Annotated in this window: 10 protein-coding genes; all 10 read right to left on the minus strand. The window is 36.6% G+C overall.

Features of this window, described 5'->3' with window-relative positions; translation table 11 throughout:
* Positions 1 to 33: 33 nt before the first annotated feature.
* The 10 genes from JFT89_RS23040 to JFT89_RS23085 all read right to left on the minus strand — a co-directional run bounded on the left by JFT89_RS23040 (position 34) and on the right by JFT89_RS23085 (position 12542).
* Positions 34 to 1887 (minus strand): terpene cyclase/mutase family protein, encoded by a 1854-nt coding sequence (locus JFT89_RS23040; protein ID WP_016096376.1) that lies wholly within the window; start codon positions 1885 to 1887, stop codon positions 34 to 36.
* 102 nt (positions 1888 to 1989) lie between these two features.
* Positions 1990 to 2415 (minus strand): divergent PAP2 family protein, encoded by a 426-nt coding sequence (locus JFT89_RS23045; protein WP_000447809.1) that lies wholly within the window; start codon positions 2413 to 2415, stop codon positions 1990 to 1992.
* Between the two features lie 80 nt (positions 2416 to 2495).
* Positions 2496 to 3437, minus strand: coding sequence for an EamA family transporter RarD (gene rarD / locus JFT89_RS23050; protein ID WP_002014350.1), 942 nt, complete (start codon positions 3435 to 3437; stop codon positions 2496 to 2498).
* A gap of 105 nt (positions 3438 to 3542) precedes the next feature.
* Positions 3543 to 3791, minus strand: a complete 249-nt coding sequence (locus JFT89_RS23055) for a DUF1294 domain-containing protein (protein ID WP_002066463.1) — start codon at positions 3789 to 3791, stop codon at positions 3543 to 3545.
* A gap of 118 nt (positions 3792 to 3909) precedes the next feature.
* Entirely contained in the window at positions 3910 to 5286 is a 1377-nt protein-coding gene (gene bcaP / locus JFT89_RS23060; protein ID WP_016096375.1) for a branched-chain amino acid transporter BcaP, read from the minus strand.
* Between the two features lie 513 nt (positions 5287 to 5799).
* Positions 5800 to 5940, minus strand: coding sequence for a hypothetical protein (locus tag JFT89_RS23065; protein ID WP_002066460.1), 141 nt, complete (start codon positions 5938 to 5940; stop codon positions 5800 to 5802).
* 57 nt (positions 5941 to 5997) lie between these two features.
* On the minus strand, positions 5998 to 9360 hold the full coding sequence (locus JFT89_RS23070) for a tubulin-like doman-containing protein (protein WP_002066459.1): 3363 nt from the start codon (positions 9358 to 9360) through the stop codon (positions 5998 to 6000).
* 83 nt (positions 9361 to 9443) lie between these two features.
* On the minus strand, positions 9444 to 11540 hold the full coding sequence (locus JFT89_RS23075) for a vWA domain-containing protein (RefSeq protein WP_201040708.1): 2097 nt from the start codon (positions 11538 to 11540) through the stop codon (positions 9444 to 9446).
* A gap of 255 nt (positions 11541 to 11795) precedes the next feature.
* A complete protein-coding gene (locus JFT89_RS23080) occupies positions 11796 to 12134 on the minus strand; it encodes a VOC family protein (RefSeq protein ID WP_002185202.1) in 339 nt (112 codons plus the stop codon).
* A gap of 72 nt (positions 12135 to 12206) precedes the next feature.
* Positions 12207 to 12542, minus strand: a complete 336-nt coding sequence (locus JFT89_RS23085) for a hypothetical protein (protein WP_002066455.1) — start codon at positions 12540 to 12542, stop codon at positions 12207 to 12209.
* Positions 12543 to 12565: the final 23 nt, after the last annotated feature.

Raw genomic sequence — 12565 nt, forward strand, 5'->3', positions numbered from 1 at the left:
ACCCATCAAAATAAACCGAGAGTATCTCTCGGTTTATTTTCTATATTTCTTTACGTAGTGCGCTAAAGCAAGTAACGGATATATATGCCCATAACTATGATAGCGAATATAAAAGCCCCCCGGTAACCCTGTACCAGTAGGATATTTTTCATTCATAGTAGACTGCGCGAGCAAATATGTAATTCCTTTTCGAATAATCGGTGTTTCTTGATCGTAGTAAGAAATGAGTGCATCAAGTGCCCACGCTGTTTGTGACGGCGTACTAAAAGGTAAAGAAATAAATTTTTTCTCTACACTACTTTGACAGGATTCTCCCCACCCTCCGTCTTCATGCTGCAAATGTTCGAGCCATGAAGCTGCTTTTTTCAACGATGGATGAGTAGAAGGCACTCCTAATGCACGTAAGCCTGTCATCGTTGCCCATGTCCCATATATATAACATATCCCCCATTTTCCATACCATGATCCATTCTGTTCCTGTACATCCATTAACCATTTGATAGCTTTCTTTTTTTGCTCTTCAAGCAATTCATTCGGTGCATACGTTCCGAATAATTCTAACACCCTACCTGTAATATCTGGTGTGGACGGATCGGTTATCATATCACTCGCATTTTCAATCGGCAAATTCGATAGTAACTTGCTCGTTACCCCTCGTTCAAAAGCTCCCCAGCCTCCATCATTGTTTTGCAATCCTTTTACCCATTCCACACCTCTTCCCCACGCATCATCTACTCTATCATTCCCTCTACTTCGCGCTAACGCTCTAAGGGCAGCTGTAGTATCGTCTATATCAGGGATCGTCGTATTAACATCTGAAAATCCCCAACCGCCAGCTACAAGTGATGATGCATGTACGCTCCAATCTACCTTTTTAGTTTGTTGTTTTTGCAATAAATACTCCGTCGCCCTTTGAATCATCTTATTTTCATTTGTAACTTTAGCTTCTTGCAATGAATAGCTAAGTAAAGCGGTATCCCATACGGTAGAAGGAGAATTTTGCAAATGACTTCCTCTGTCCATCTTCCATATATAAGATTTTAATCCTGTCACAGCTTTCTCAATAATTGGAGACTGAATAGAGTGCCCTAATGCAAGCAAAGCATAAATCATATAAAACGTAGCACTGGCGTAACTATATAATGTTCCATTTTCATCTATACGCTCCTTCATAAAGCGCTCTACTTCTTCGTATCCTTTATGATGTAACGATAATGGATAAGATATTACCTTTTTCACATCACCTAACAACGATTGAAACAGCGGAGACCGCTCCTCTCGAAACCATTGCCCACCCCCGCCTGCAATATGATTTAAATTTGGCAATAACTTTTTCTCTACACGGAATCTCTTATTCATACAAATCATCATCGGAATTAAATGTATACGCGCTGAGCTGCTTAGCCCAAATATACTGAGGGGGGAGTCATCTTGTAAAAATAAGATTGGCGTTGGAAAGTGAAAAAGCGCAGGAAATTCATATTCTCCATGAATCGCTAATAAAAATTTCGTCATAAAATGAGCACGAGAAACTCCCCCGTGTTCCTTAATAAACATTTCAGCTCGCCTCATATTCATATCTTCTTTCGAATATTTTTCCGAAGCAAGTAAAGCAGCATATGCTTGAATCGTCGCGGATAAATTCCCTCCCTTTTCATCTTCGTATAATTTCCAAGTCCCTTCATTTGTTTGAAGAGATGCTAACCTTTTCACAAACGGTTCTATTTCGTCATTTCGTCCTAATAATTTGAGTAAAAAAATCATGTGACAATCCGTTAGCAAAGCTCCTTCAAAACAAAATTGCCACGTTCCGTCTTGCCTTTGCATCGTTTGAAGTGCAGTCGTTCTCCGCTCTATCTCCTCATGCACCTTGTCATATAGTAGCACACCGCTCACCCACCCTTTCTAAGTCCGTATACGATATTCGAAAACTCATCTAAATATGTATGAAAACAAAGAAAAGCAGAACGTGTATTACACACATTCTGCTTACAAACAATACCCAACCCCGACAACAATTCCTAATAGTGCACCAACAACAACTTGATACGGTGTATGTCCAACGAGCTCATTTAACTTTTTATATTCTGTTTGTCTACCATGAAAAAAATCATTCAATATTTTCGCTTGCTTACTTACCGCAAGCCTTACTCCTGAAGCATCGTACATAACAATAATGGCAAAAATAGCGGCAACCGCAAATATTGGACTCTCCACACCTTCCACCACTCCGACACCTGTAGCAAGTGCAGTAACAGTCGAAGCATGCGAACTTGGCATTCCACCTGAAGCAAAGAACTTAGCAAAATCAAACTCGCCTGTTTTTATTAATTTAAAAACGACTTTCGTTAACTGTGCTAAAAACCAAGAAATTATAGCTGCTATAAGTGGATCATTATGTAAAATTGTTTCCATGTTTTTCAGCTCCTCACTGACTATAATGGAATTTCTATATAATATAAGTATAAAGAAAAATGCGTAGAAAATACTACGCATTATGATACTTTTGCTGATTTATTTTTAATAAATTTTGGTTGCTTCTGTAGTAGAAACTTTGTTTTCGCCATTGAAAAGACAAATAAAGCAATCCATATACAGAAAAACGCAATCATATGAGTAGATGTGAAATGTTCACCAAAAACGAACACACCTAAAATTAAACTAATAGTCGGCGCGATATATTGTAAAAATCCTATCATATAGAGCGGAATAAGTTGTGCTCCTTTAGCAAAATAAAAGAGTGGTAACGCTGTAACAATACCTGCCCCTATTAAAAGAAACGTTGATATTGCCGAAATAGAACCGAACGAACCAAAGCCATGAACTCCTGTCATAAACAAATATATAAGTGCAAATGGCGTCACTAACATCGTTTCCATCGTAAGCCCAATTGTTGCATCATAATTTAATAATTTTTTCGTTAATCCATATAATCCAAATGAAAAAGCAAGTGAAAGAGAAACCCATGGAATTGATCCGAAACGTATCGTTAAAATAACAACGCCCAATCCAGCTAAACCAACCGCAACATATTGCCAAAAATTAAGCTTCTCTTTTAAAACAACTGTACCAAGTAAAATACTTATAAGTGGATTAATATAATACCCAAGACTTGCTTCGATTACATGGTTATGATTTACGGCCCATATGTATACAAACCAGTTTCCACTAATAAGTACCGAAGCAATTGTTAATGACATTAATAATTTAGGTCGTTTAAAAAGGGCCACTAACTCTCCACCAAACTGACGAAACCTCTTCGTTACTCCTAAAACTAACAACATAAAAACAAATGCCCAAACGATGCGGTGTGCTAATATTTCATCCGCCGGTACTTCCTCCACCCATTTCCAATAAATCGGAAGGACTCCCCACATCGTATACGCACCCGCCGCATATATAATCCCCTGCTTTTGCTCTGCTGTTTGACTCCCCATCTTCCCTGTTCTCCTCTTCTCTTTTTTTCTTCATTATAAGGTCTCACATACTTACTTTACCAATATTCAATCTGCATTTCTTTCGACATTCCTCTTGCAAATCCGTTATATGTATAAAAACACTCCCACTGTTATAATAACGAGCATTGGAATACCGAAGATAAATTTACTTTTATGTGTCTTATGATGAAACATATACATACCAATCCAAGCTCCAACCGCTCCTCCAGCTGCAGCTGATAAAAACAACGTACTTTCTGGCGTTCTCCACTGCTTTTTCCTTGCTTTTCGCTTATCAAGCCCCATCATACTAAATGCTATAACGTTGATAATAATAAAATAAATCCATTTCATCTCTTTCTCTCCCTTAAAAAATTCGCTTTATGTTAACACGAAAATAAGGTGCGCACAAATAAAAATGGCTATAGGTAAAAAATAAAATTTTTTAACCTATAACCATAATTGTAATACCTTACACTCTATTTCTAATATTACTATGTTTTTTCGCATATATAAAATAGATAAAAATACCTACAATAACCCAAATTGCAAAACTGATTAAAGTGACTTTAGAAAGATTTAATGCTAAATATAAACAACTTACTATCGCAAGTATAGGTAAGAATGGAACTAACGGAGCACGAAACGGTCTTTTCAAATTAGGATGTGTCTTCCTTAATACAATGACAGCAATAGATACAAATATAAACGCTGTTATCGTTCCCACATTCACTAAATTTGCCAACAAATTCAAGTCCAATAAACCTGCTAATAAAGCTGCAAGAATTCCCGTAATCCATGTATTAACAAATGGTGTTTGATAACGTTTATGAACACTTGAAAATCTTTTTGGTAGCAATCCATCTCGGCTCATCGAGTATGATACTCGAACAAATGCGAACATTGCAACTAACAGCACTGTCGTTAATCCCGCTATTGCTCCAACTGATAAGAGGCCAGCAATTCTATCCTCTCCTACAATACGCAGTGCATATGCAACTGGATCAGCTACATTTAGATTCGTAAACGGAACCATTCCAGTTAACACGAATGAAACACCGACATAAAGAATTGTACAAATACATAAAGAGACAAGCAACCCAATTGGGACGTTACGTTGTGGGCGTTTCACTTCCTCTGCTGCTGTTGCAACTGCATCGAAACCTAAAAAGGCAAAAAATACAGTAGCAGCTCCTCCAATAACACCATGGTATCCAAAAGGAAGAAACGGCTGCCAATTCTCTGGCTTTACATAGTTTGCTCCTACAATAATAAATACTAAAATAACAGCCAGTTTAATAATAACCATTATATTATTTATACGTGCACTTTCTTTCACACCACGACTTAGTAAAAATGTAACAACTAAAATAATAATAACCGCTGGCAAGTCGATAATCCCGCCTTTCCCCATCCCTGGTGCAGAAGCAACGATTGCCGGAATATGAATATTAAACCCTAGTAGCAATGACTGAAAATAGGCTGACCATCCCGCCGCCACCGCAGAAGTAGCTAATAAGTACTCTAACATAACACACCAGCCAACTATAAAAGCAAAAATCTCACCTAATGTCATATACGTATACGAATACACACTTCCTGAGACCGGGACTGTAGATGCAAATTCAGCATAACAAAAGGCTACACAAGCACATACAATTGCAGCTAACATGAAAGATAATACAATTGCTGGACCAGCATGTTTCGCTGCTACAATACCTGTTAATACGAAAATGCCTGTACCAATAATTGCTCCAATTCCTAAAAGCGTTAAATCAATTGCTCCTAAAGTTTGCTGTAACACTTTTTTCTTTTCTTCATTCATTGCTTTCTTTATAAATAAACTCATTCGTAGAAACCTCTTTTTCAAAATTATCCCTTACTCATTACAATCTTTATTACTGTTGCTATTACACATTAATAATATTCATGCTTTACTTCCACTCCCTATATAAACCCCACAAATTACACGCCTAAAAATCAGAAAAATCAATCTCCTGAAAATACGCTTATTAACAGGCATATTTTTAGAAGATTGATTGAATTTATCACACGATTAATTATATTGTCAACAATATAATTAATTCACCCGAATTGAATAATTATAAACAAAATAGCATTCCAAAATATACGATACCACTAATAAACACTATCAATTCCCATTTTAATACACTTTTCATTATTTCAAAATTCATTTTTATACATTGAATTCAATGTAATCCCCGTATGCAAACACAATAAAACCAGTCGATTCGTTATATAGAAATAACTATTCATCTTGTTAGACCGATTAACTTCCCTACAAATTACAAACAGTATTTTCACTTAGGACAATAAAAAAGCGCAGATGTTCATCTGCGCTTTATTCTTCCGCTTCAATTTCTGTACTACTATTATCGATATGTTCCTTTCGAGCTTCTTCTTGCAGCTCTGCTGAAATCATTCCATAATAAATTTCTGGATATAATCCAAATATTTGATATACACTTCCTAAAAACGGCATCGGAACCCCTCATTTCTAAAGTTGTATTGCCATTCTTAAGGATTCCCTTTTCACTCATTATACATTCGTTTTTGGCACTTCTTCTTCATCGGGAACATGTAATACATTTTGCCATTTTTTATAAGGCGCACTATTTGGATCCACATACCCTTTCGCATACGAACGATCCCACAATTGTTTCATAAACATCTCTTTCTCTTTCTTTGCAACCATATCTGCACCTGTTCCGTAATAGTTTTGGAAATACAACTCAATTTCATCAAGGAATAGCCTTAACAAATCGTCAGATGTTTCTTCTAACGTCGGGTCATATTTTGCTTCACGATCATACATTAAAATCATATCTAAAATATTATGGACATGCTCTTTACGAAGCCATCTAATATCTTGAGCCCCTAATACAAATGCATGTGTATATAAATGCCCACCTTGTATCATTGCCTTTTCTTGTTCTTCTTCAAACCGGGACAAGATGTTTTCATAAATAAACGGATTATGAAGCAATGCTCTGTGCAACTTATAACTTTCGCTTGAAATATTTTTCCCCATCGACTGAATTAAAAAGCTACGGCCAACACCATTATATTGATACACGAATTGTCCATCAACAGCAACTAAGCTAATCCAGCGATACATATACGCGTATAGAAGAGCACGATTACATTTGTCGTAATCTAACTTCGTTTGCGTTGCATTCAAGTCTGGCATAAAGGCTGGTAAGTGCCAATACTTATCTAAATGCGGCGTCAAACTAGATTTTTTACTATTTAATTTGTTCACGCGGCGATAATACGATTGAAAGTAGTCACCTTTATCGTTCATAAAGCCATTTGCAATATGCCCAGATGAAAGCTTAGGAAAATCTTGTAGCGATAATCCGTAATGAGCACGATAACAAATCACTTCAAATGGTGAAAACGCCTCGTTTACCGTATCTTTTTCTTTAAACATTTCTTGCAATAACTCTTCTTGCAATTCTTGTTTTAAAGATGGATGTACACCCCAATATTGTAATTCTCTATGATGAGAAACTTTCGGAACGAACGGACTTGCTAAATGGAAAAGATCTTCAATTTTTTCACGAACGTATTCATCACGATCACGTTTCTTGAAATCTGCTTCTTTTCGCAATGCTTCAACGATATTAAGCTCTAGTTTGTCACGATAGCGCACTTGAAGTTCGTCATAACAATAACTCAATATATGTTCACGATAGAAGTCTTCCACCTTTTTCGACTGAATTTCTTCGGCTTTCGCATCACGACAATATTCCCCGTACAAGCTCATATAAATTTCGGACGATATATCTTTCGGTAATACACCTAAATTTAAATGTTGCTGCATATCTTGCCAAATCTTTTCTTGCAATTTCTCTTCAGCTAATACGTATACATTCGTCGGGTTCGTTTTCCCCTCAAATTCCTTGCTTCGCTTTTGGATTTCAAACAATAAATTTTCACGTGTTTCGTGTAAATTATCAAAGAATCTTTCCCAATATTGGATCATTTTATCAACTGCTTGGTATAGCGATTGATACACGAGTTCTAATAACATTTCTTTACGATACTCACTTAATTTGTGGACATATTGCGTTACGATATCTTCAAATTCTTTTTTGAACAAACGTTGCTGATTATAAAACATTTTCCCGACCCAGCCTTGTTGCTGAGCAATTTCAACGCGGCGAACAGCCGTTACCGTTCCATCAATATTACTCACATTAAATTTCTTATCGTAGTTTTGAATTAAATTACGCTTTTGTTCATTATTTTCATGCAGTCGATTCATCTTCTCTACTAACTGCTTACGAATTTCATACAGCATAAAACGTGCTGCGACAGGATGAACCGGATCCGTTTTCTTTAAAAACCATGTATTTAATTGATAAGACTGTCCTTCTGATCCACTCGGTATAAAGCGGTCTGATTCGACCATGTCATATAAAAGTGTAGTCACATGCTCATGTACACGGCTCGGAATCGCATAAGCATATAAACGAACCGCATGATCAACTCTCGCTACTTCACCTTTCATTTGTTCCATCATTTTCAGTTTCGCAGCCGATATTTTACACTCATGCTGCAGGCGGTTTAATTCTTCATCTTTTTGCACTGTACGGTGTACATAGCTTTCGACAGCCTCTAAAAACAACTTAGACTTCGCAACACCAACCTTACCGCCCTCTGCCCCTTCGCGCGTCTCATTGAACATTTGTCTATAAAAAATATGGGCCTGCTCTGGACGAGTAGCAAGATGCTCTAAATCTTCTAAATAACTTTTCCCGCGCTCTGGCTTTTCACGCTGCATACCGCGCTTTACATCTTGATCATATCTTTGCTTCTTCTCTTGAAACAGTTGATCTAAATGAAGCCAAGATTCATCTAAACCTTGCACCGCCCATTTTAAAGCACAGTATTTCAAAACGTGCTCATACGGATAAATGAGCTTCGCTGTTCCTGCTCCGCAATATCTCCCTTTCCCACTCGATTCTGCCAATTGCTGAATTTGATTATCTTCTTGCGCAAAATGATTTGCAGACATTGGACTGAATAACTGTAAATAAATCGTATTTGCCATTTGCTCCATATAATCCGATAAATTGTGCAAATGGTGCCCATGTAAATTTTCATAATCATATAAGAAACAATAATTGTACGGTAAATGATGCTGCTTTATCGTATGATTTGTTCTTCCATCTTCATCCACTTGATCAGGACGATATTCTAATTCAATCGTTACGCCGCCTCGTTTTGATAATTCACCAGTCGACCCGAGCGTAATAGCGTGCAACTCTTTTAATGATGCATAACCATTCGCTTGCACAGTTTCAAACTCTTTCGCACTAACCGTTCTCGTCTTAACTAAAACATCGGGCATTAAAAACGCACCGCGAATTAAAATGTTGTGATGCTGCAATTTTTTCCGAAGCATTTCACGCAAATATAATGCGATTTGTAAAAACATCCCTGAGCCTGTTCCGCCAGCTAGTGATGTTACAATAATGACACGTACACCATATTCCGTCTGATCACTTGTAACTGGAAAAATCTTCTCGATTTCTTGCCAAAACGATGTGAGTTTATCTTCTTTCATCGCAGCACGTAGCGCTAAACGAGAAATGACACGTAACTGTCCCGCTCCTTCCGTTAACGGTTTATCAAGTATAGTCGGGTCCATCGGGAACCACTCTGGAATCGTTGGATCTCCCGCAATATACTCTCTCGGTGTTTTACTCGAGCTCGTTTGCGTCTTAAACTTCCGAATATGATCAAATTTACTCAATGTATTCACATCTGTATCAAATACATGCATCGCTACCTTTTTACGACGCTCCTCAGATAATCTTTCATATATTTGATGTGTGACAGTACTACCGATTCCACCTAAGCCAATTAAAATTGTTGGAACTTGTAATGTCATGTGAACCACCTTCCTATTCTTGCTTGTTTGAAAAGAAGAATAAAGAGAGCCGGGCCTCCTCCGCCCCTCTTACACCCTATCTACTATTCACATTCGTACCGGTAAATCTCCTTACCATATCCTCTATCAATTACTAAAAGTTCATTTGGATACAACGTCTTATGCTCCATTCCCACTTCTTCCTCTGTAATAAACATTCCATCAATAATCATCCCAACTACTTGCGATTCTTTCGCTACAAATATAGATTTCGATCCTTTTTTCGCTATTAATGTTACAGATTGCACAGTCTTTCTTTCTGCTCGGAATGGAATGCCAAAATAGTGCTTCCACCATTTATTTTTAAGTAACTCTGGTTCAGATTGATAAAGCCAATCTTTCGCTACTTCTTGATCCCATTCGTAATATAGTAATGCTTTCCGATGAAATCTCGGACGAACAATCCATCCTAAAATAATAATTCCTACTATTAAAAGTAATAAAGTGATAGGAATTACAAATTTAAAAACGAGCGCATACTTCTCAAAAAACGGCGCATTTTCAATGTGCAGTACAATCTTTTCCTTTACTTCTTGTAATTTTGAATCATTGATCGTGATGGTAGCCTCTACGGTGCCGGTATCTGTAAAATTGAATGTGTCGGAGTAATAAGGTCGAGGATAAACATAAACTTGACTACCATGCTGTTTTAATTCATAGTTGATCGATTGATTCGATGTGACACCAGTAGATTTTAATAGTTTCTTTACAGCCTCTTCTGTCATCGGTTTACCATTTAACTGTGGCTGTAAAATAAATGGTTTACTATTTTCTAAATTTGTTACCTTTTCTTCATAATCTTTCGTAACAGCTTGAAGTGTTAATTTTGGTTTTTCAGCTGGTTCAATCTTGAATTCTTTCGTCTGTCTATAAAATCCCTTTATATTCATATGGACTTTCCCGCGTACTAACTCTTTACCAACCTTTGTCTCGTAATAAAACACATGTCTTTTATCATCCCACTTCATCGGATACTGCTTTCCGTCTATTTCTACTTCTGCTTCGAAATAAGAAGTTTGAATTGGTAATTCAGTAGGTTTCGCTTCAATAACAGCTGTCACACCTTCATACATTTTCTCAACATTTTTTCTATCTTTATCATCTTTGTCATACGTAGAAACAGTATAGTTAAGCGCTGGTTCAACAAGTACTTGTAATCCCTCTTTCTCAATGTCCTGATCGACTTCTATCGTATATGTCCCTGGCTTAATCACTTCCTGATTCGCTGTACTTACATGCACTATATTTCCGAATAATTTAGCTTCTCCTGGTGCATGTATGGAAAAAGAAGACTGCAATTGTAACGGTTTGGAAAGTTGCATAACTTTATAATTAGACAAAGAAGGTGATTGTCGTACAAGCGTCATACGCTTTAATGGAAACGGTGTTGTAATCTCTACTTTTTTCCCTACTATTTTCGTTTTGACAATCGATTCAACAGAAGAAAATGGATCACGATTTGCAACTAATGCTGCTACTTGATTCACACTTTGTACAATACCATCCTCACCGCTAGACGGCATGACAACTCCATTCATTTCTTTTTTCCAAATTTCTTTAAACGTATTTAACTGCTCTTTTTCTTGCTGCCCTAAATCCTCTTCCATCGTGATTAAGACTGGGTGCAAAGAGATCTTTTTAGAATCCATTTCTTTCTTAAACTGTGCTAACTTCTGTGTAATTTGTTCTTTTCCGCCAACCTTATCTTTCTCCAAATCATTAAATGCCCCGTCAGTTAATACAATAAGCCAAAATTCACGTTTCCCATCTATATCTGCTTCCTTCTTTATAGATTGCATCGCCGTTTCTACTGCGCTAAATGGAGTATTTAAATATGTTTTCCACGCGCCGATTCCATTAATTTCTGTTTGCCTTTGATCCTTTGTTAACGAAATGTTTAACGGATCATTTGGCTTACTCATTGGAACGTAAGAAAATTTATCTTTCTCATCTAATAGCGCAACTAAACTTTGCAAGGCGTAATTGGCATACTTCCAGCGATCGTTATTTCTCATGCTGCCCGAATCATCATATACAAGTGAAACGACCCTTTCCTTTGCCTCCTCTCCTTTTGCAAAAACTGAAAAAGGTAAACATATAAATAGAAACAACATGAACGTGGCACAAATTCGAATTTTCATGATGAGGCTTCGCCACCTTTGTAGACAAATTCCTATGTTTAAATTTATGAGGGGAAACAAGATATATGACTTGTATTTTAGGACAACGAACGCACCATAACTTTATTATGTAAATAGATATATAACTTGGTAATATTCCTTCTAGCATTTTCTATCCAATTATATAGGTAAAAAAGCCTGTTTAAGCTCCATCCTCAAAACAGACTTTTCCTACTTTTAAAAATGAAAACTCTTAACAAAAAGTTTGATTATTAATTAGCACATCACTTCAATTGTATATCCTCCAGGTGCTTCAACATAAAATGTATACGCATGTGCATGTTTAGGCGGTTCGACTGAAAATCCGTCTTTCTTCAATCTTTGATTAATTTTATTAACTTGTTCTTCATTTTTTTGTGGAAATCCTACATGAAATGTTTTTGGATAATGAACTTCTTTTCCCTTCATTAAGGTTAATATAAACCCATCATTATCACGCATAACTGCGAAGCCATTTCCCGTTGTTCCACCACAAGTTAAACCAAAATACTTTTCTAAAAATTCTCTAGCAGCTGTTACATCTGTAACTGTTAAATTAAGATGATTAATTTTCAATTCACTCACCTTCTTTCTTAATTTTCTAACATTTTATCATATAAATAAAAAACACGCCTTTCACAGCGTGTTTCATTGCTTCACATATACCTCAACAATTGGATTATCTTTATTATCTGCATGTAAACGTATATTCTCTTCACCCGTATTATAAATGCTAGCTACCAGCATAACTGTTAACAAATTAGGTATTTTCGCATCACTCCCATATTTTCGTTCAAGAGCTTCTGTATACTCGAAATCCAAATCACCCTGCACATATGTATACACTTCAAAACCATCTTTTAAATTACATACGACCGTATCAATAATATCTGCTCCTACTTGTTTCTTTATTTCCCCCCGCAATGCTTCTATAAATTCTTCCCAAGGAACTTCATACGTCTGAAATTGGTCTGTAGATTTCATTTCCTTTCCTCCTCATTATGTAT

The sequence above is a fragment of the Bacillus sp. TH25 genome (assembly GCF_016650935.1).
Lineage (GTDB): Bacteria > Bacillota > Bacilli > Bacillales > Bacillaceae_G > Bacillus_A > Bacillus_A mycoides.

Coding starts and splice junctions, on each gene's coding strand:
- JFT89_RS23045 (WP_000447809.1), bottom strand. CDS start 2,415: ATGGAAACAATTTTACATAATGATCCACTTATAGCAGCTATAATTTCT.
- rarD (WP_002014350.1), bottom strand. CDS start 3,437: ATGGGGAGTCAAACAGCAGAGCAAAAGCAGGGGATTATATATGCGGCG.
- JFT89_RS23055 (WP_002066463.1), bottom strand. CDS start 3,791: ATGAAATGGATTTATTTTATTATTATCAACGTTATAGCATTTAGTATG.
- bcaP (WP_016096375.1), bottom strand. CDS start 5,286: ATGAGTTTATTTATAAAGAAAGCAATGAATGAAGAAAAGAAAAAAGTG.
- JFT89_RS23065 (WP_002066460.1), bottom strand. CDS start 5,940: ATGCCGTTTTTAGGAAGTGTATATCAAATATTTGGATTATATCCAGAA.
- JFT89_RS23070 (WP_002066459.1), bottom strand. CDS start 9,360: ATGACATTACAAGTTCCAACAATTTTAATTGGCTTAGGTGGAATCGGT.
- JFT89_RS23075 (WP_201040708.1), bottom strand. CDS start 11,540: ATGAAAATTCGAATTTGTGCCACGTTCATGTTGTTTCTATTTATATGT.
- JFT89_RS23085 (WP_002066455.1), bottom strand. CDS start 12,542: ATGAAATCTACAGACCAATTTCAGACGTATGAAGTTCCTTGGGAAGAA.